This is a genomic window from Streptomyces phytophilus (assembly GCF_013870535.1).
GTDB lineage: Bacteria > Actinomycetota > Actinomycetes > Streptomycetales > Streptomycetaceae > Streptomyces > Streptomyces phytophilus.
Window position 1 is genome coordinate 1 of the sequence record NZ_JACBXC010000026.1, and the last position, 19,264, is coordinate 19,264.

Genomic DNA, 19,264 nt, shown 5'->3' on the forward strand with positions numbered 1-19,264 from the left:
GCCGGGCGAGCCGGTCGGGCGCGCGGCGGCGGGCGGCGGTCTCCACGACGGCGGGGAGCTCGCCGATGGCGGCGCGGAGGACGCCGTCGGTGCGAGTGTGCCGTACGGGGCGGGTGGGGCGTACGCCGGGTGCGTCATCGAGACCGCCGATACCCAGGTCGGCGGCGGCGCGGGCGAGGGCGGCGGTACGCGCGTGGGCGTACCGGATGCGGAAGAGGGGGTTGGCCTCGCGCAGCAGGAGCAGCTCGGGGGTGAGGCGGGGGCGCTGCCGGGCAGGGGCACGGAGGAAGGCCCAGCGCAGGGCATCGGCGGGAAGGAAGTCGAACCCGGCGGCGGGGGGCACCCCCCGAACCCGTACGGTCTCGCCCTGCTCGGCGTCCTCGACGAGGGAGGCACCGGCGGCGCGGAGGAGGCGCCGGAGGGCATCGGCGAGCACGACCGCGCGGGGGTGGCCGTCGGCGACGAGGTGGAGGAGGGCCCCGCCGAGGAAGTCCCCGTGCCCGTACAGCTCACCGGCCAGGAGGGCGTCGTCGACGGGATCGGCGTCCGCACGGAGGGTGATGTTGAGGAACCCGGGCCCGGTGACGGTCACGGCGGCGATACCGGGCTGGGCGGCGAGCCGGTCGCGCAGCACGGCGGCGACGTCGAGGGGGTCGCACCCGGCGGCGTGGGCGAGCTGCAGGGCGGCGTTGGTGGCGTAGTCCCCGCACCCACCGGGCCGCGGCCGCTCCACGACGACGCGCGCCGGCACGGGTGCGCCGAACTCACCCACCGCGGCGGATCGCACCGTACGCAACACGGTGCCGGTGAGCTCTGCGGGGTCCACGGCACCAGCGTACGAGAGGCAGGGGGTACGGAGGCGAACCCTTTTACCGGACCCGTCCCCCGCTCAGCACACCGGAGACCCGGCGGGCTCCGCGTCGTCGGCGGCATCCCCGGCGACGGACTCCCCGACCCGCTGCGAAGCCCGCCGCGCAGCCAGCCGCCGCACGACCCGCACCAGATCGACCGGCTCGAAGGGCTTCGCCACAAACGCATCCACCCCGGCCGCCCGCCCCGCCTCGGCCTCAAGCTCACTGCACCCGCTGACCACCGCTATCGGCAACCCCCGCGTCCTCGGATCGGCCCGCAACCGGGCCGCGGTCCGCAGCCCGTCGAGCCGGGGCATGACGATGTCGAGCGTCACCACATCGGGACGCACCCGATGGACGGCTTCCAGACACTCGGCACCATCGGCCGCGGTCACGACCTCGAAACCTTCAAGTTCGAGATTGACCCTGATCAGCTGCCGGATCACCTTGTTGTCATCGACGACAAGGACCCGACCGGACAAGCCAGGCACATGGGAAAGCGTAGGCGCGCCCGCCCCCCTACGTCCGGCTTTTGGACACTTCGGCCCCTGACCTGCACACACACCCCGCCCCCCACCCCCAAAACCCGGTACCCGACCACCCCCACGAAGCTGGTAGGGTTCTACCCGTCACCGCACCACCACGCGGAGACACGCCCCCGTAGCTCAGGGGATAGAGCAACGGCCTCCGGAGCCGTGTGCGCAGGTTCGAATCCTGCCGGGGGCACCTCGCTTAAGGTGCCCGAGACCCCGTGACCAGCGCAAGCGCTGAGGACGGGGTCTTCTTGTGTGTGCAGCCGAAGGCCGCCGGAAGCAGCCCCATGCCACTGATCACGTAGTAATAGCGTTGTGATCTTGAGCGGCTTCCGGGCAGGTCAACCTGGCTTTTCAGAGGTGCACACGCGCGAGAGCCCCGGATCTCTCTGGTGCCCGCGTCATTCACCTTCTCGGGTTGCCTACTCGTCCTCTCCGAGCCCTTGCATGATCCGGTCGTTCATTTCCGTTTCCTGGCCGTCGATGCACTTGGCGTAGATCTTCAGCAGCACGTCGACCGAGTGACCCGCGCATGCTGCCACCTCGGGCGCGGGCACGCCGGAGTTGAGCCACTGGGAGACGCCCGCGTGCCGCAGGTCGTACGGCCGGGCCGCCAAGACCGAAGACACCTGCCTCGGCAACAGCGCCAGTTCGCGCGTCTGCTTCCACACCCGCGAGTACGAGGAGGCCGCGACGACGTTGCCCCGCTCACTGGCGAAGAGCCGGCCGTCCGCGGCCGTACCGAACTCCTTCAGGTGCTCACGCAACAGCCGCACCAGCGGCGGAGGAATGGGCACGATCCGCACCTCACCGTCCGCGCCTTGCTTGAGGCCGCGCCGGTCGTGCGCCTCGCCGGAGTCTGTCCACGCCTTGCCCGCCGAGGGACGGGTCTCTGCCAGTTCGATTCGACCCCAGCCTTGCGCAGGCAGGACGCAGTCCGAACGCCGGAGCCCCAACGCCTCGCCAGGCCGCAGTGCGGCGTAGTACAGGCACCCGTAGAAGGCCCGCAGCCGCCGCCCGCTGGCACGCTCCCAACCGCCGACGTAGGTGACAGCGGCCAGCAGTTCCCGGGCCTGCCGCGGGTTGACCACTACTCGGCGGTCGACCTCCTGTACGGCCCGACGCCCGCGCTTGCGCTGTACGCGGCTCAGCGGGTTGGACGGCAGCGTGCCCGTCTCGACCGCGTATTCCAGGGCGTTGAAGACCACTGCCCGGCGGCGCCTGTACGTCTGAGTGGCCGCCGGCTTGCCGTCCAATTTCCGCCCCAGGGCGTCGATCAGCTCATGTACCCGAGCGATCTCCTGCAACTCCGCGACGGGCAATGACGCCTTCTCCAGCCACCGCACGGCCGCCGCGATCTCCTCGGGCCGCTTTCGCTCCCGTCGAGGCGGGGACAGTAGGAACGAGCGCAAAGCCTTCCGCAGCACCTTCGTGGCAGGCCGCCCCCGCACCGGCTTGACCAGTACGGGGACGACGGTAGCGAGGGCATCGGTCATGCTGTCGCGGTGCTTCGCGGACGCTTCCGCCCAGCGGTGATCGAGGTACTTCAGCGCCAGCTCCAGGAAGGACAGCGCCGCCTTGCCCCCTCGGAGCGAGTCCGGCAGGCCGGTCACCGTGTCGAAGGGCTCACCCTTGTCCACGGCCCGCAGCAGCTTCGCGCGGAAGCGATCGGCCAGCGCCTTCGTCTTGTACGACTCGCTGAAGGGCTGCCCGCCGACGACCCAGCGGACGAGGTACGTCGGCTTCTTCGTCGTTCGGTTCACCGTGAGCTTCCACACGGACACCTTGTACGACTTCACGCGGCCCCCTCCCTGCGGTCCTCCAGCCAGTCGTTCAGCACGTCGCGCCGAACTCGCAGCTCGCCGTTCGGGAGCCGGATGCAGCGCGGAGCTGTCCGCAACTGTCGCCAGCGGTAGAACGTGCGCCGGGAGATGCCGCCCAGCTCATCAAGCACCTGACGGACGGTCAGCAGTTCCGTCGTCCGCTCACGCGCCATGACGACCACCGCCCTCACGGACCGACGCCGCAACGAGCGCCGCCTCCGGCGAGTAGCCGCGCCCCGCGTACCGCCACTGGCCGACGACAGCCGTCGTCCGCCCGTCGAGACCGAGGGCCGTCCGCTGCTCCTCCGCCCGATGCTCGGCACGGGTCCGCCGGAGTGCCGTGAGCGTGGTCGAGTAGCGGCGCGACTTGGTGGAGAAGTGGCCGCCGTAGCCGAGCATGTGCGCCCACCGCCGCAACCTCAGCGGCTCGAACGGCGGAAGGCCGCCCAGCCACCAGCACGTACCGATCATGCGCAAGGTATGGCGCCGCACCGGCAGCAGCGCCAGGTCCCGTGCCCCATGGATCCGACCGTCCACGGCGCCGGCCGACTCGGCTCCCTTCGTCGCGTACTTCGCGACATACGCCGCGACGGCAGCCGCACTCAGCCGCTCCCCCGCACCGAACCCCGCGACCGGCCGCACGTCGAGTTGCGTACCGAACCGCAGCACGCGCCGCCCCACGACCTCCGCACCCGGCGAGACGAGCCGAACCCGCCCCACGGCCTCCCCCACCGCATCCGCCAGGAGATCCGTCGAGGCCCAGCCCGGCGGAGGTGTCGCCGGCCCGTCCGGACCATCCAGCCGAATCACGGCGTGAAAGTGGACCAGGCCGCGCCGCTGGTACTCGGCAACCTTGGCGTACGACAGCCGCACCACCTCACCGAGCCGCGTACGCGACAGCCCAGCTCGCCGGGCGAGTTCACGACGCAGCTCCAGCGCGAAGCGATGCCACAGCTCCCCGGCGCGCGCCTGCCACAGCACGGCTCCCGCGTAGTCGTAGCAGCACGGGCAGAGCGGTTCACCGAGCCGCGGATCACCGTCCACGTGCCTCGCATGGCACCCGACCGGCACCCCGTGCGGGCAGCAGTCCCCCGGCTTCCGGGGGCGGCAGGCGCGTACCCGCCCATCGCGCTCACGCCGCGTGTGCACCGGCCCGAAGCCCGGAGCGGTGAGGGTGGCGAACACCCGGGGGTGCCCGCCGACTACCTCTCCCACTCCCTTGCCGCCGACGAGTCCGGCCCGGACGAGTTGGTACGTGTCCGCGCGGTAGATCTGCGCGCAGGCCGGGCAGACCGTGGCCCGCCGGTTGCCGCACGAAATCAGGATCCGCCCGCCGTGTACCTCAGGTGCGTATGACAGCAGGGCCTCCCCCGTGTCCGTGTCGACAACGGTGGCGTTGCCGACCAGATGCACGGGATTGGTGCAACCGCCCAGCCGCACGATGTTGCGGCGCCACGCCTCGAAGCCGGCTTCCGATGCCCGCTCGACCAGTGCCATAACCCCCGCGGGCAGGGGCGTCGCCTGGCCGCTCATCGCGACTCCCCGAAGGCATGGCGCATCACCGTGGCGATGGCGTCCGGCCGGGTCTTGGCGCTGAACCGGAGCGTCGGGTCCGTCAGCCAGCACGCTGCCGCGTGTGCCGGGCAGAGTCGCTGTTCGACCTCATCCGTACCGACGAGGACGATCTCCTCTCGGCCGGCGCAGGTCGGTTGTTCCTCGTCGTGCAGCTCGCACCGCTGCCGAGGAGATTTGCGCGAACGATTCGCGGTGGACAAAGTGTGAGTACTCCCTTCTCTACGCATGTGGCGGATGGAGTGGGTTCCTGGCGGGGTCGGGTTTGGCGACTTCGCGCCCCGCCGGGAGCCCGTCTTGCTGTGGGTCGGAGGAGGCCGCCGGGCGGCGGCACGGATGACGTGCGCAGGCATGGCTCTCCCCTCCTTTCGACTCGGGTTGATCAGGAGGAGATGCCGCCGACGAAGCGGCTGACTCCGTCGAGGGCCGCTTGGACGACCGGCGCAGCGGCCGTCTCGGCGACGAGGAAGCCGAACGTTCCGCAGATCAGGAACTCGGCCCAGCGCAGGTAGCGGATGCGCAGCAGAAACCAGATCAGGAGGCCGAGGAGCAGCACGGCCGATGCGGTGACCAGCATGGCGCCCCCTCACCCCGCTCGCTTGTCGGTGATGCCGCCAAGGGCGTCGACCAGTTCCGGCAGTTGCGGCGTGAGGTGCGCGTACTCAGCCGCCACAGCCTCCGCGTCCGTCTCCGTGATCAAGTGGGAGCGAGCACGCTCCCATCCCTCACCCGAGGCCAGAACCGCGGTACCGGCCTGCTCGGGCCGTATCGCCTGAGCCGCCTTGAGGGCATCCGGGTTGAGGTCCCCCAACGCCATCTCCGCCGTGCCGGGGTCGGCCACCCGATGGCACACGCGCCCGCCGAGCTGGGCCCGCAGCGCCGTGACGCCCGGCCCCAGGTCGGAGCCGACACGCTGCCCGGCGACGACGAGGAACACCCCGAGCGCGGCACCGAGCTGGGCCAGACGGATCAGGGCCGTACCTGCCGCGTGCGCTTCGTCCTTCTCACTACGGCTCGCGATCAGGAACAGCTCCGCGATCTCGTCCACGATCACGACGACGGGGACGGGCCGCTTCGACTCCGGCAGACCCCAGATGTTGCGGACATGGGCTGCGCGGCAGACCACCATCCGATCAAGCGTCAGGTCGACGAGCGAGGCCAGCAGCTTGACCGCCTGCCTGCGGTTGGTCGCCAGTGCGGAGAGCCGGGGTCCGTAGAGGGACAGTTCCATGCCGCCCTTGCAGTCGATCCCGACCAGAGCCACAGGTTGCGGCGCCAGCCCGGCAACGAGCGCGTTGATCAGCGTCGACTTGCCGGACCGCGTGGCCCCGACGATGAGCCAGTGCGGCACGGCCCGCAGGTCGATGGCCCACTGAACGCCCGTCTCCAGCACGCCAACGACAACCCGGAGCAGTCGGCCGGGGCCCCGTTGCTGAGGTATCTGCGGTGCGCGCAGCGGATCGGCCGCCGAGGCGACGACGCGAACCACACCGGGCCTGTACGCAGTCGCCCGGACGGCGTGGACCTGCCACGCCTCAGCGATGGCGGGCGACGCCTTGGCGAAGTCCTCCGGCACCTGGCCAGGCAGCAGCCGCACCAGGAGCCAGAACCCGCCGGCTGTCGGACGTACCGCGCCACGACGAGGCACGCGCGGCAGGGGCGGCGGTGCCCCATTGCCGACGAGCCCGGAGACGACCGTCAGGGCTGCCTTGCGACTGATGGCCAGTCCGCAGCCAGCCATCAACGGCCTCCAGGTGCGGACGACTCGTAACCATGCTGCCGGGAAGCCGAGGCACAGCCACCAGGCCACGGGGAAGCGGCGGCGCAGTGCCGGGCCGGCGAGAAGCAGACCCGACACCAACGCAGCGGCCCCCACCAGGCCCCAGAGCGGCCACGGTTCCCCGCCGGAACCGGTGGAGGCGAATCTCATGCCGGCCCCGCCCCCTTCCCCGATGCAGCAAGGGGCTTGATCTCGGTGGCGCGGAAGGCGATCCCGTGCCGCCCCTCGTTCTCCCACGGGGTGGCGATCAGGTCCCGGACCTGTACCGGGATTCCCAACTGCACGCCGTTGGGCTCACCGACCACGGTGACGTTCACGACGTCCGCCGAGGTCCCGGCCATCAGACACAAGCCGACCTGGAACAGGGTCTTGCCGGTCTCGCGGTCCACGCGAAGCTGCCCGGTCTCCCGGTTCGCGATGCGCGGCGCGGGGGGAACGGCGCAGATGATCCCCGTGTACTTCGCGGTGTCGATCGGTAGTGCTGGCACTGCTGTCAACTCCTCTCAGCCGGTTGGCTCGTGGACCACCCACGAGCCTGCTAGACCACCCGTAGTACGGGTTGTCAACCCACTCAGAGATGAGAGAAGCTGAGCACGTCGGATTCCGTGGACAAACTGTCCACAGGTTCAAACACCGCTCCCCGACCTCGGCCGATGGAGAACCGCATGCCAACCGAGAAAGCCCAGGCCAAGTACCGTCAGATCGCAGAGCACCTGCGCCGCGGGATCTTGGAAGGCGAGTACCCGGCCGGCCAGCCGCTGCCCTCGGAAGAGGTGCTGGCGAAGCAGTTCGGGGTCACCCGCCCCACGGTTCGGCAAGGCATCGCGGAGCTGCGCGCAGCCGGGATGGTCGAGGTCATGATGGGCCGCGGCATGTTCGTCCGCTCCCCGCACACCCGCCCCAGCCTCACACGCCCCCGCGGCGTGCGCCGCGACGCGGACGGCCGCTACGTCGAGGCCGATGGACTCCGCTGGACCGACGCCGAGGGCGTCGCGATCACCCGCACAGACGCCCCCGTCGCCCTCGCAGACCTGCTCCGCATCCCCCCGGGCGAGCCGATGCTCACCTACGACGCGCTACAGACCGCGGATCACGGCCGGCTCCGCCAACTGCATCGCACCTACGTGCCGTTCTCAGTCCTGGTCGGCACGAAGTACGAAGAGGAGCCCCCGCCCCCGGCGCCGGCCCTCTATACGGCACTCGCCGAGCTGGGCCAAGCACTCCACTTCACAGAGCACGTCCGCACCCGCATGCCACTCCCCGACCAGGCCAACGCCCTCCGCCTCCCGGACGGCGTCCCGATGCTCCACATCCTCCGCACCACCCTCAACACCCAGGACAAGCCCCTCGCCCTGGAGGAGTTCCACCTCCCCGGCGACGACCTGGAACTCAGCTACCCTCTTCGCTGACCCCGGTCTGGCTCAGACTTTCTCTACGTCATCAAGGCGGCTCGCTACGGCTCGCCGCACAGCCCGGCTCCCCGGGCCACCGTTCCTGTCTCCGCCCCGCTCCGGCCCGGCCGCCGGCCCGTGCACGGCACGAGCCACGGAAGAGGGCGGGAGGGGCCACGCTTTGAAGTCGGTTGACGACATCGGGTAGTCTTCTCGGTGCACACAGCAAGGCTGGCGCTCATCGTCGTCGCGTACGCCGAAATCTGAGGTGGCCCCTCCGGGGGCGGGTAGGGTCAACTCTCCCTAAAGCAGATGGGTTACTGGCTGCTAGAAGGCAGGTTGGCGGTAGCGTGCCGTCGACTGCCCACCATCACCCTTGACCGGGAGCCACTCCGCGATGTCTGGCCTGACCGACGTGCCGCGCGAAAATGAACCCGAGACCGCTCACAGTCACGAATCGTGGGTGGGTGATGTCTTGCGTCACCTCGCATACGAAGACCAGCGGCTGTCCGAGGCGGACATACTCACTCCCATCCCCGAGGACTTCGTGTTGACCTGGGAGAGCGTAGACTCGATCCTCTCCGCCGCCTGGAAGACCGATAGAGAAGAACTCCAATGGGCCATGGGCGTCCAAATAGCCAGACAAGTCAGATACGACAGTGCCGGTGCATACGTCTTCCACCTTGGGTATGCGTCACCTGACCGATACAAACGGCACGTACGACTTGAGAATATTTTCACGGCGTATTCGGATTCCACCTGGGGTGACCTCGTTGAAGAGGTCATTGAATTTTTCAACGACCCAAAACAAGAGTATGGATGGAGTCTAGAGCCCGCTAAACAGAACGAGTACGCGAACAGCGTTATCACCTACCGGCGGGACCTCGCAACGGCGGAACGCCGCATACGCAGGGCTCTTCTGTCGCGGTGGCTCCGGCTGGTACCGCTTGTATTGATGCCGCTGGTTCTGGCAGTGGTCGGGTGGGGGAACCTGTGGCCGGAGGACGTGCCGGACCTGCGCACGTTCAACAGCGTGACCATATCGGTGATGCTGCTCCTGGTTGTGGTGTTCCTAGTCGGCTTTTTCCTGCGGGTGAAGGACAAGAAACACGGTGTCAGGTCGGTGTTCCTGCTCCGCAGAGATCTGGAGATCATTCATGACCGGTGGATCCTCAACGCCTCAAAAACGCGCCCGACGGCGGAGCGGCGGGACGGCTACCGGGAGCACATACCTCGGGTGATAGATCGATTGCGGCGCGATACACGGCTCTACCGGCGTATTCACAACTGGTTTCAATGGGGGGTGTTCTTCGCGTCGGTGGGGACCACGGCTACTACGGCTTTCTGGGAGACCCCGCAGCCGGGTAAGACAATCCTGATTGCACTGGGGTCATTCCTGGCGTTCGCCACCGCAGTGACGGGATATTTTAAGTTCCGTGAGCGGGCGTACAACCTTCAGCAGACCGCGGACCAGGTAGAGCAGCACGCCACGGCCTTCGATTTGGGGATTGCGCCGTACGCGGATGCGGACGCGGCGGTAAACCTGAAGAGATTTGCGGAGAACGTGGAGACGCTTCGGATGGAGCAACGCAAGCGGGAACAACAGTTGGAACAACCACATCAGGGGCAGGCAGACGTCATCTGACCGGCAGCAGGACGGCCGTCAGTAGGCCTTGGACTGACGGGACGCCGAATGACCCCGGTGAGGCTGGTTCGGCCGTCGATGACTGTTCCGTATAGAGCTACGGACCGGGAAGGCGTAGCCTGAGTTCGGCGATGAGGTCGTCCGCACGGTGAAGGCCGCGACCCGGGGCGCGACTAGGGTCGGCTGCCTCACCACCGAATGATTCGTGCCACTCGCGTGCCAGAACGGACGGGGACTCACGGGAACTCAGCGACAACACCGGAGCATGCGCGGGGTCATGGCCCAAGGCAGGTCTCCGCAGCTCACGTCGGCAACCGCCCAACCTCGCTCCTGAAGCGATGCTCCTGTGCGTTCCCGATCCGTGCCCGTAGCCCCGGTAAACCACAGTCAGCAGCGGACCGTTGAAGAGGCCGGAGGCCGGTGAGCAAGGCCAGCGCCCCAACGACCCCCGCAGGCACGGTGATTCCCAAGCTCATAGCCTCGCGCCCTCCCGGCGCCTTACGTTCGCTGTAGCGCCTTCCGCATCTCCTCGATCAGTGCCGTCCGCGATTGACGGGCGGATCGCCAAGCACGAACGTACTCCCGGGAGTCTGAGTCGTAGCCGGCAACGACCACGTCGTAGAATTCGAGTACAGAGAGCGTGGCACGACGCGCCTTGTCGACAAGCGTCCGTTCGGCCGCCAGCTCCAGTTGCTGCTGCGCCGCGTAGACGCCGTACTCGCCTATCGCTACGTGGCCCGTGCCTACATGTTCCGAGGAAGGTGCCGCCCGGGAGAACGCATCCCTGGCTGCCGAGAGAGCCGCCAGGTACTCCGTGAAGGCTGTGCGCAGCGCATCGCGATCTCGCTCCGACCTCTCGCGCCGCCAGCGGGCATGATCAGCAACCAGCGTGGCTGCAACACCAAGCACCGTACCCACGGCTGTCGCCAGAAGCGTCGACCACTGCATAAGCCCCCTGAAGATCCTCATTGACCGGGTCCACTTCCGTGCACCGTTGGACGGGGACCCATAGGGAACCACTGTTCAGTGCAGAAGAGCGCGAGGACAACCCACCTTGCCGGTCAGGGTCGGTCTACACATACGGGATTCAAGATCGAACCTCCGGTGGCGGTAAACACGCCACGATTCACATCCGTCAGCTCAGGTAAGGGGTGGCAGACCGGCCACGCAACTTGCCCCGACTGCCCCGACTACATCGAACGTAGCCACAACAATCAGTTGTCCTCTGCCCATCAATGCACTCCCTTCACTCTGTGTCCTACGGCTTCTGGAACGTACCAAGGCCAGACCTGCAAACCGCACCACAACCAGAGCCAAGACAGCCAGGGCGAGAGTTGCCATCTGAGTCGAACAGATGCTCCCTACCCCTTGCCTGAGCCGACGAGCACCCAATGGTACCCAATGCAGCAGCCTTGTCGGCAGTTCACATCACGTGGATCAACATGCTCGCACTCGAAGAGCGATAACCGTCAGCGTTGTTCTCCGCCGCTGAGCGGCTTGCCTGCCGTCGGCCGGGCTGCGGCGCTGGGGCGCCGGTCCCGGCCGACGGCAGCGCCGCTGATGTCTTTCTCTGCGTCGATGATGCGGTTCGAGCCGTCCGTCAGCAGCCTATACCGGTGGGACAGGCGTCGCTCTTCGCTACGCAGGTGACAAGGCCCCGTATGCCGGCCGCTGGTTGGTGAAGTGGAGCAGCATCGGCATACGGGACCCGTATCCGACCCGGGGATGGTCGGAGATCAGGGGATGCGGGCTATGCCGCGGGAGCGGATGGCGGTGCGTTGGGGTCGGTTGCTCGGTTGGCCATCTCGGCGGAGAGGCCCGCGGTGAGTAGGCAGGTCAGTAGCTCGGCTGCCGCTGGGCGGATCGGTCCGAGGCGTACTACTCCCTCGCCGCGGACGTTCACGTCTGCCTTGAGGGCCGGGAAGTCTGTCTCCAGGCCGAGGGCCGTCAGCGTCTCAGCCAAGGCGTCGACGCTCTTCCTCGACTCCGCCCAGCCGCGAACGTACGGGACACCGGGCGTCAGATCCTCGGCGCGCTTGGCGCACACGCCTCGCGGGTCAGTCACGGGTTCCTCCTCTCTCCGGTGCTTGGGGGCGTCGCACCACGCGGGTCCTGATCGCATGTCAGGGCCAGGCGCAGCAGCTCCGCCAGGCGCTCCGCCGTCTCCGGGGAGATGCGGCCGAGTTCGATGAGGCCGTGGCCGAAGGCGTTGAGGTCTGCGCGGAGGTAGGGGAAGTCCCGCTCCATGCCGGCCGCGATCAGGACGTCGCGGAGGGCTGAGACCGCGTTGCGGGCTGCATACCACTCCTGGCTTTCGATCGGGGACCAGCGGGCCGCCTCGTCGTCCGGGCTCTCATGCTCGCTGGGCATCGGCGGGCGCCTCCACGTCGGCGTGGATGTCCTGGTACTCCTGCCGATAGCGATCGGCGCGCGAGACCAGAGCGGCGGTCGCCACGAACATCGCAGCGAGCGCGGCCGTGCGCGCGATCGTGGCCTCCGGGCGGTGCATCGGTGCCCGCAGCCAGGCGTAGCGATCGCCTGACAGCGGCATTGGGCCCGGGACGACCACCGTGGAGCCCTTGCTCAGGTAGCGGTACTCCGGTGTTTCCGTCGTCTCGTGCTTGACCATGCGCTCGAAGCGCTCGCGGGAGCGCGACGGCAGGAAGAAGCCCGTCTGCCGGGACGCCCAGTCGACCATCACAGGGCCGAGCGGCATCGCGCACCGGTCGAGCTGTTCGTAGGTCTCCATGCCCACGCGCTCTTCGATCACGACCACGTCGAAGTAGCGGCCGGCGGGCAGGGCGTATGGGTGGCGCGGGTCGGCGGTCCACACCAAGCGGCAGTCCACCGGATCGTCGGCGGTCGCTGCCAGCCAGGACATTCCGCGCTTCGTCATCATCTCCACGTCGACCCACTTCGGTTGGGCATCCTGCGGCGTGATCGCCGCCGTGTGACCACCCTCCTCCGGCTGCCCCTGAGCTGGGCAGATGACGAGAGGTGACGTGGGGTGACGACCCCTCCGGGAGCACGTCACCCCGGTGTCGCCTCGGTTCCGGCAGGGATCTCTCCTTACGGGAAGACACAGGCGTCTCACGTTCCGTACATTCGGAGCGGGAATGCCGTACAGCTTCGGCCCGAGCCGGGAGTGGATCCACACGAGCACCGACCAGCCCTTCGGCCATTTGCTCCGTGCTGCGCGACAGCGGCGGGGCTGGGGGCAGGTGCGGCTGGTACGCGAGATGCGACGGATTGCCGCCGGCCGAGGGGGCACGCTTCCGCAGGACGCCAGCGTGAAGCGTCGCATTGCGAGCTGGGAGAACGGCCACAGCATCCCGGACGAGTTCTACGGCCCGCTGATCTGCGAAGCGCTCGGCGTGAGTGCTGCGGAACTCGGGCTGAACCACCTGGCCGGCCAGGACGCCCGGTTACTGGACGCTCACTACCCACCGACCCCGGAGGACGCCTTCCGCGCAGTCGGCATGCTGTGGCGGGCAGACCTTAACGGCTACGAACCGCTGATCCTCTCGGAAGCTCAGCTACCCACGTGGAACGAAGCGTCGTTGCGCTGGCTGGTGGCTCCGGAGCCGTCGTTTCCGAGCCGTCCCGGGTCGGACAACGTGCAAGTGGGCCTCGCTGACGTCGCCATGGTCAAGTCGACAGCCGACGTCTTCGCTCAGTTTGACGACCGCTTCGGCGGGGAGCACGCGCGCCAGGCCGTCGTGCAGTACCTCAGCCGGGACGTGGCGCCGCTGCTGACCGGCACATACACGGAGGGGGTCGGCCGTGCCCTGTTCTCCACCGTGGCGGAGGCGACGCTCCTCGCCGGATGGATGTCGTACGACGCCTGCCATCACGGCCTTGCGCAGCGGTACTTCTTGCAGGCTCTACGCCTGGCCCAGGACGGGGACGATCGCCGTCTCGCCGGAAGCATCCTGTCCGCCATGAGCCACCAGGCGACGTTTCTCGGCAACTTCATAGAGGCCGCGACGCTCGCCCGTGCCGCGCGTATGGGAATCTCCCGCGTCGCGACTCCGACGCTCATGGCTCAGTTCCACGCGATGGAGGCCCGTGCCCTCGCCCGTACGGGAGACACGCGCGCTTGCGAACTTGCCCTCGCGGAGGCGACCAAGGCCCTGGAGAGCCGGAACAGCGGCGAAGAGCCAGAGTGGATCACGTACTTCGACGAGGCCGAACTCGCCGCCGAGGCCGCTCACTGCTTCCGGGACGTGAACCGTGCCCGTCAGGCTGTAGGCCACGCCCAGAACGCCATGAGCGGCAGCCACGTCCGCAGCGACTTCTTCGCGACGATGGTGCTCGCAGACGCGCACGCTCGGGCCGGGGAAGTGGAGGAAGCCTGCCAGGTGGCCATGGGAGCGCTGGACCTCGGTGAGCAACTGAAGTCCTCGCGGTGCGTCAGCTACCTGGCGGAGTTCCGACAGAGCCTCGCTGCGGCCGGCGACAGTGCGGCAGTCCGAGACTTCCACGCGCAGGCCGAGGAGCATCGGCTGTGGGCAGCCGCAGCCGGTCAGGTCGCCCAGTGACGGTCAGAAGGGCTGCCAGTCCCGGCGGCTGCCGCCGGTCCGGATGTCGCGTACGCGCCGTGGGAACTCCTCCGCGGCCCGCTCGTTCGTCGTGACCTGCTGTCCGAGCCACAGCGTCATCATCAGCTCGCGGACGTCGGCGAGCACTTGGTATCCGGGCCAGTTCATGAGGTCGAAGCCGTAGCGGTGGACGAACTCCTCGTACTCCGCGCGCGTGTGCCAGCCGAAGCGCTCGTAGTAGAGCGCCGTGAGCACCAGGTCCCACTCGCGAGGCGCGAGCGAGAAGCCGTCGAGGTCGATGAGTACCGCGTGCCCGTCACGGTGGCGGAGGATGTTCCCCACGTTGGCGTCCCCGTGGATCATCCCGAAGGGGAGTACGAAGTCCAGGCGGTCGTACTCCTTGTTCAGCTCGCCGGCCCGCGTCTCCAGGAAGGCCCGGTCCTCGTCCGCGATGCCGTTCAGGCGCCGCACCGAGGCCCATACCCTGGCGAAGGGGTCGTAGTACGGGAGCCTCAGGTCCTCCGGCTCCTCCAGCCAGTGCAGCGTCTTCAGCAGGTCGGCCAGCTCGCCGAGGGTCGCGTACTCCGTACGGTCCTGGTCGCTCTCCCAGAACGTGACGACGCGGCCGTCTACGGTCTGCGGCTGGCTCACGCCGGGCAGGACACGAGTCGCGGGGAAGTCCTGCTCCCGCAGCCAGCGAGCGACGCGGACCACGCGCTCCATGGCGTCCAGGCTGTCGGGATCACGGGCGATACGAACGATTACCGGAGCCGCCGACAGCCGGAAGACGGCGTTCGAGCCCAGCCGCAGCAGCTTCGCGTCCGCGGGATCGAGCCCGGCCGCAGCGCAAGCCTCCCGGAGCACGGCCCCCGCGCTCTCCGCGGTGAACTCCTCGGCTGCGTGCGACTCTTCGCCGTTGCCCGAGATCATGCCTCCGACGATACGGGGCACCCCGGGGCCCGGACAGGCCGCTCACGTAATAGGGGCGTAATGATCTTCCAAAGGCCACCAGCCGTACAGGGCTCCCCCGCTGGTCAGAGGCCCGTGCCCCTCCTCGCTCCCCCGGCCTCCGGAGCCGTGTGCGCAGGTTCGAATCCTGCCGGGGGCACCCACAGATGGTCGCATGATCCATGCGACCATCCATTTCTTTCTCCCTGGTGTCGTGTGACCTGCGGTTCGTCGCGTCCTTCCAGCTTGGTGAGCTGGTAACTGTCTCGTGAGCGCCTTGTGAGACGGCGTTGATGGTGTCGCTCGTCAGCGTGATGCGGCACGTGGCTTCGTTGATCGTCCGGTCGTAGTGGATTTCCAGACGGAGAGCCTCGAAGAGCCGGCGTGATAGCTCGTCCGGGAGCACAGCAAGATCAATTGGTGTGACCGGGAGCCGGCTGAGTAGATCGGGGTTGGGTGCCCGGTGCGCCTCGTCCTCCAAGGCGGCGAGTTGCTCTTTGATGCCTTCGCGTTCGGCTCGGAGTTCGGCACGACGCTCGTTGAGGTCACGGATGAATTCTTGGTCCGGCCCGTCGATGAGTTCCATGTTGCGCAGGAGTCGCTTGCTCTTGGCATCGGTGTCGCTGATGGCTCCACGCAAGGATTCGAGGCGCTGTTGGCGTTCCTGTCGCTGTGCCGCGTCGAGCGTGCGCAGGTCGCGGTCGAGCAGGTAGTGCCGGGCTCTGCCGAAGACCTGAGTGGCCAGGAAGTCGTTAAGCCCGTGGAGGAGGCTGTCCTCGCGGACCCAGAAGCTGGGCGGATGCCCTTCAGGGCGGTACTGCTTCTTCGGGGTGCACACGTAGTACGCCGTCCCGATCTCGGCATGCGGGGTCTTGCCGAAGTAACGTCGTCCGCACACGGTGCGGATCACATAGCCACGCAGGGGGTAGACCCGCTTGGTGTCCGGATGCGAGTTCGCGCCTGCGGAGGCGCGGGGGCGCTGCCGGCCCTCGCCGATCTGCTGAGCTTGGACGAAGGATTCCAGATCGACCGGGGTCGCCTGGGGCGGTCCCAGCCACGGTGGGCGGGTAACTGAGCGATCGGCAGGAATCCGGCAGCGCGGAGGCTGGCTCCGGTCTCTCCCGGCTCGTAACAACTGCAGGAACAGCCGACTTCTGTACAACGACCGGGCACCTTCCGCCGAAGGCGAGGGGGTGGACCGGACGATGCATGGGCGTGGTCGGCGTGACTGCACATGCGGCACGTGTGTTGGGTGGAGGTGATCAGCCTCCGGTAGCCGAGCGCGCGGGCTGCGCGCCAGGCCTGTCGCCGAGGATGAGCCATACGGTGCCGGTCGCGGTCAGGACGCGGCGCAGTTCGGTGAAGGTCTCCCGTAGGTGGTCGATGCAGCTGGTGAGGGTGGGTTCGAGGCCGTGCTGGCGGTCGTGCCGCGTGGCGGCGCCCCGGCTGCAGCGGCGCTGTCCGGTCGGCTCGGTACGGGCGGCGGGTGGGCGGGGGGGGGGGGCAGTCGGGTTGGCCGCCGTTCCATGCGCCGGTGGCGTAGTCGCGCAGCCGCCAGTAGGGCGGGGAGGTCACGACGCAGTCGATGACCTCGTCCGGCACCGTTCGCACGCGGGACCGAAACCCTGGACAAGCTCGCCCGCAAGCTGCACGCCTACCACCAACTCGCCCGCACGACGGGACTGACCACCCCCGTGCTGGTGTGGCTGCCCAGCGCGCCCCGGGAAGCAGGAGCGCGCACTGCCCTGGCCGCGGCCCACCACACCCTCCCCGACCTCGATCTCGTTCCCGTCGCCACCACCAACACTCCCGCAACGCCGGCAACGCCGCACGACCCGGCCGCCGCCCGCTGGCTCCCCCTGGACAACTCACCACGCGGACGGCTGCCCCTGGCCGCCCTCACCCACACCTGGCCGCACCTGCCCGCCGTATCCGCACCCGACCCCACGGACACCACGAGCCTCGACGGCGACCTCTACCCCCCGCCGCCCATGCCCCCGAACTGACCCCATACCCCCGGACAGCAGTTCCTGCCCGGCACCTGGAACGACGTCATCGCCCCCCCGTCGCCGCGCGGCGACGCCACGCCCAGCCCGTACAACCTCCACGACGCGATCTACACCTACAACAACGCCGAGTGGTACGTCTCCGACGTCCTCGCCCAGGCCGCCCAATACCAGGCCCCCGCCACCATCGGCGGCGACAACGACGCCAGCCCGGCCGCCCTGAAAGCCATCGCCTACGCCGAAGGACAACTCGGCCTGCCCTACCTCTGGGGCGGAGACGGACCTGCCGCCGGAGAAGACGGCTTCGACTGCTCCGGCCTCACCCGCGCCGTCTGCCAGGCCGCCGGCATCACCATCTCCCGCGTCGCCCACGACCAGTTCAACGCCGGGCCCCGCATTCCGACCGACGAACTCAAGCCCGGCGACCTCGTCTTCTACGGAACCCCCACCAACATCCACCACGTCGGCATCTACGTCGGCCAAGGGCAAATGATCAACGCGCCGAGACCCGGATCACTCATAGAAATCGCACCCTGTCGATACAGCGGAGACGACTACGCGGGAGCAACCCGGCCGTCCGAACAGGATTCTGTAGTTTCCGAGCGGAGATGTCGTTGTCCTGGTGATTTGTCATCTACTTGTGACCTGCCGCTGCTGACCCGGCAGCGCACGTGTCGGATTCGCGCTGCATCGCGTCCTGAACGGCGATGTTCCTTCGTTCGTGGGGTTCGACACCACTCGGTCCGGCTCTCGCTGTGATCGCTCCCGTAGGTGGGGTCTCAGCGGTCGGGACCCCTCCCACGCAGGTCCCGCTATAAGGGGGCTATGAGACAACCTGTGCCCCTAGCCGCTGCCGTGGCCGCTGTCGTGCTGGCCGTCGGTGGCTGTTCCGATGGCGGCGGCTCCGCCAGCGACGACAGGTCTGCGGCCACACGTTCACGCACGCCCACGTCGGGAGAGGAGTCGTCTCCCGGGCCGAGCCCGAGAAGCTCCAGCCCTGCCCCGACCGACATCGGCGTTGAGGATCTCGCCGGGGGCTGGATGCCGGTCGGTACTGACGACGGTGTCTACACCCTCATCATCGACAAGAACGGAGACGCCGACTCAGTCGGCAGCCCCGGGCCGTATTCACCTCTCGGTGAGGACGAAACCTGCTTCGGCTCCATTAAGGAGGATGAGGAAGGGTTCAAGGTGAAGCTGGACTGCCACAGTCTCGACGATCTCAAAGGTGCCGGGCGACCTTACCGGGGCACGGCCACCGTCGAAGCTCTCACGTCGGCGGATCCTCTTGGGAACTGCGACGAGGGCCCGGGCGTATTGGCCATCACATGGGACGACGCGGATCAGGAAGCCCTGTGCCGGGTCGGGGACGCCTGACAGGTTCTTGACCCTAGTGGGGGCCGGTCATGACGGGCACGCAGCTCACTCCCGGCGACCCGCGGCACGTCGGGCGCTACACACTGCTCGGCAGGCTCGGGGCCGGTGGCATGGGGGTGGTGTACCTCGGCGCGGACGAGCAGGGGCGGCGGGTGGCGGTCAAGGTGATGCGGCAGGAGTTCGCCGACGACCGGCAGTTTCGGGTGCGGTTCGCCCGGGAGGCGGCCGCGCTGCGGGCGGTGGCGAGCGCGCACATCGTGCGGGTGCTGGAGACCGGAGGCGAGGACGCACGGCCCTACCTGGTCACCGAGTACGTGGCAGGCGAGCCGCTGGCCTCACGGGTCGCGGAGCACGGGCCCTTCGGCCCGAACGTCGGCCTACGCCTGGCCCGGGACCTGGCCGCCGCGATGGCCGACATCCACGCCGCCGGGATCGTGCACCGCGATCTGAAGCCGGCGAACGTGCTGCTGGCCCCGCAGGGGCCGAAGGTCATCGACTTCGGGATCGCCCAGATCGCCGACGCCACCGCGCTCACCCGCACCGGGATGGTCCTCGGCACCCCCGGCTACCTGGCCCCCGAGCAGATCACCGGTGGTGTACAGGGGCCCGCGGTCGACGTGTTCACCTGGGGTCTGACCGTCATCTTCGCGACCACGGGCCGCCCGCCGTTCGGTACGGGACCGGCAGAAGCCGTGCTGTACCGGGTGGTGCACGCCGACCCGGACGTGGCGGGCGTACCGGAGCGTCTGCTGCCGGCGATCGTCGCGGCGCTGCACAAGGACCCGGCCCTGCGGCCC

22 protein-coding genes and 1 tRNA gene are annotated in these 19,264 nt (G+C 68.5%); 9 read left to right on the forward strand and 14 right to left on the reverse strand.

What is annotated here, in order from left to right; all coding sequences use genetic code 11:
* Both H5J30_RS03720 and H5J30_RS03725 read right to left on the reverse strand, forming a co-directional pair.
* Positions 1-826: DALR anticodon-binding domain-containing protein (locus tag H5J30_RS03720; RefSeq protein WP_181785702.1), on the reverse strand; the 826-nt coding region annotated here is incomplete at its 3' end.
* A 63-nt stretch (positions 827-889) separates the two neighbouring features.
* Positions 890-1,342: a response regulator gene (locus tag H5J30_RS03725; protein WP_181785703.1), complete on the reverse strand. Its 453-nt coding sequence runs from the start codon at positions 1,340-1,342 to the stop codon at positions 890-892.
* Between the two features lie 163 nt (positions 1,343-1,505).
* Here H5J30_RS03725 and H5J30_RS03730 point away from each other — a divergent pair.
* Positions 1,506-1,577 (forward strand) — tRNA-Arg (locus tag H5J30_RS03730).
* A 229-nt stretch (positions 1,578-1,806) separates the two neighbouring features.
* Here the strand turns inward: H5J30_RS03730 and H5J30_RS03735 are convergent.
* The 7 genes from H5J30_RS03735 to H5J30_RS03765 all read right to left on the reverse strand — a co-directional run bounded on the left by H5J30_RS03735 (position 1,807) and on the right by H5J30_RS03765 (position 7,047).
* A complete protein-coding gene (locus H5J30_RS03735; protein ID WP_181785704.1) occupies positions 1,807-3,183 on the reverse strand; it encodes a tyrosine-type recombinase/integrase in 1,377 nt (458 codons plus the stop codon).
* Entirely contained in the window at positions 3,180-3,380 is a 201-nt protein-coding gene (locus H5J30_RS03740) for a helix-turn-helix transcriptional regulator (protein ID WP_181785705.1), read from the reverse strand. Before H5J30_RS03740 ends, H5J30_RS03735 begins: the two co-directional genes overlap by 4 nt.
* A complete protein-coding gene (locus H5J30_RS03745) occupies positions 3,370-4,740 on the reverse strand; it encodes a replication initiator (protein ID WP_181785706.1) in 1,371 nt (456 codons plus the stop codon). Before H5J30_RS03745 ends, H5J30_RS03740 begins: the two co-directional genes overlap by 11 nt.
* Positions 4,737-4,982, reverse strand: coding sequence for a hypothetical protein (locus tag H5J30_RS03750; protein WP_181785707.1), 246 nt, complete (start codon positions 4,980-4,982; stop codon positions 4,737-4,739). The genes H5J30_RS03745 and H5J30_RS03750 overlap by 4 nt, the downstream gene beginning before the upstream one ends.
* Positions 4,983-5,161: 179 nt before the next feature.
* Positions 5,162-5,356 carry a hypothetical protein gene (locus H5J30_RS03755; RefSeq protein ID WP_181785708.1) on the reverse strand — a complete coding sequence of 65 codons (195 nt, stop codon included), beginning with the start codon at positions 5,354-5,356 and terminating at the stop codon, positions 5,162-5,164.
* 9 nt (positions 5,357-5,365) lie between these two features.
* Positions 5,366-6,709: an FtsK/SpoIIIE domain-containing protein gene (locus H5J30_RS03760; protein WP_181785709.1), complete on the reverse strand. Its 1,344-nt coding sequence runs from the start codon at positions 6,707-6,709 to the stop codon at positions 5,366-5,368.
* The gene (locus tag H5J30_RS03765; RefSeq protein WP_181785710.1) at positions 6,706-7,047 is read right to left on the reverse strand and encodes an SCO3933 family regulatory protein; all 342 of its coding nucleotides are present in this window, start codon (positions 7,045-7,047) and stop codon (positions 6,706-6,708) included. The genes H5J30_RS03760 and H5J30_RS03765 overlap by 4 nt, the downstream gene beginning before the upstream one ends.
* 177 nt (positions 7,048-7,224) lie before the next feature.
* On the opposite strand from H5J30_RS03765, the gene H5J30_RS03770 reads away from it, so the two are divergent.
* Positions 7,225-7,968 carry a GntR family transcriptional regulator gene (locus tag H5J30_RS03770; RefSeq protein ID WP_181785711.1) on the forward strand — a complete coding sequence of 248 codons (744 nt, stop codon included), beginning with the start codon at positions 7,225-7,227 and terminating at the stop codon, positions 7,966-7,968.
* A gap of 379 nt (positions 7,969-8,347) precedes the next feature.
* On the forward strand, positions 8,348-9,595 hold the full coding sequence (locus H5J30_RS35910; protein ID WP_220188497.1) for an SLATT domain-containing protein: 1,248 nt from the start codon (positions 8,348-8,350) through the stop codon (positions 9,593-9,595).
* Between the two features lie 498 nt (positions 9,596-10,093).
* Here H5J30_RS35910 and H5J30_RS03780 read toward each other — a convergent pair whose 3' ends face one another.
* The 4 genes from H5J30_RS03780 to H5J30_RS37850 form a co-directional block, all read right to left on the reverse strand.
* The gene (locus H5J30_RS03780; RefSeq protein ID WP_258563073.1) at positions 10,094-10,564 is read right to left on the reverse strand and encodes a hypothetical protein; all 471 of its coding nucleotides are present in this window, start codon (positions 10,562-10,564) and stop codon (positions 10,094-10,096) included.
* 781 nt (positions 10,565-11,345) lie between these two features.
* On the reverse strand, positions 11,346-11,660 hold the full coding sequence (locus H5J30_RS03785) for a hypothetical protein (protein WP_181785712.1): 315 nt from the start codon (positions 11,658-11,660) through the stop codon (positions 11,346-11,348).
* A complete protein-coding gene (locus tag H5J30_RS03790) occupies positions 11,657-11,965 on the reverse strand; it encodes a hypothetical protein (protein WP_181785713.1) in 309 nt (102 codons plus the stop codon). The genes H5J30_RS03785 and H5J30_RS03790 overlap by 4 nt, the downstream gene beginning before the upstream one ends.
* A complete protein-coding gene (locus H5J30_RS37850) occupies positions 11,949-12,494 on the reverse strand; it encodes a bifunctional DNA primase/polymerase (protein WP_220188502.1) in 546 nt (181 codons plus the stop codon). Before H5J30_RS37850 ends, H5J30_RS03790 begins: the two co-directional genes overlap by 17 nt.
* Positions 12,495-12,711: 217 nt before the next feature.
* Here H5J30_RS37850 and H5J30_RS03800 point away from each other — a divergent pair, with 217 nt between their 5' ends.
* The gene (locus H5J30_RS03800; RefSeq protein WP_508470407.1) at positions 12,712-14,136 is read left to right on the forward strand and encodes a helix-turn-helix domain-containing protein; all 1,425 of its coding nucleotides are present in this window, start codon (positions 12,712-12,714) and stop codon (positions 14,134-14,136) included.
* 3 nt (positions 14,137-14,139) lie between these two features.
* Here the strand turns inward: H5J30_RS03800 and H5J30_RS03805 are convergent, their stop codons facing one another.
* Positions 14,140-15,066 (reverse strand): phosphotransferase enzyme family protein, encoded by a 927-nt coding sequence (locus H5J30_RS03805; protein WP_181785715.1) that lies wholly within the window; start codon positions 15,064-15,066, stop codon positions 14,140-14,142.
* Between the two features lie 481 nt (positions 15,067-15,547).
* Here H5J30_RS03805 and H5J30_RS03810 point away from each other — a divergent pair, with 481 nt between their 5' ends.
* The 5 genes from H5J30_RS03810 to H5J30_RS03830 all read left to right on the forward strand — a co-directional run.
* The gene (locus H5J30_RS03810) at positions 15,548-16,159 is read left to right on the forward strand and encodes a hypothetical protein (protein WP_181785716.1); all 612 of its coding nucleotides are present in this window, start codon (positions 15,548-15,550) and stop codon (positions 16,157-16,159) included.
* Positions 16,160-16,784: 625 nt separating this feature from the next.
* The gene (locus H5J30_RS03815; protein WP_181785717.1) at positions 16,785-17,090 is read left to right on the forward strand and encodes a hypothetical protein; all 306 of its coding nucleotides are present in this window, start codon (positions 16,785-16,787) and stop codon (positions 17,088-17,090) included.
* A gap of 255 nt (positions 17,091-17,345) precedes the next feature.
* On the forward strand, positions 17,346-17,849 hold the full coding sequence (locus tag H5J30_RS03820; protein WP_258563075.1) for a C40 family peptidase: 504 nt from the start codon (positions 17,346-17,348) through the stop codon (positions 17,847-17,849).
* 78 nt (positions 17,850-17,927) lie between these two features.
* The gene (locus H5J30_RS03825; RefSeq protein WP_181785718.1) at positions 17,928-18,467 is read left to right on the forward strand and encodes a hypothetical protein; all 540 of its coding nucleotides are present in this window, start codon (positions 17,928-17,930) and stop codon (positions 18,465-18,467) included.
* A gap of 29 nt (positions 18,468-18,496) precedes the next feature.
* A partial coding sequence (locus H5J30_RS03830) for a serine/threonine-protein kinase (RefSeq protein WP_181785719.1) occupies positions 18,497-19,264 on the forward strand: 768 nt, incomplete at its 3' end.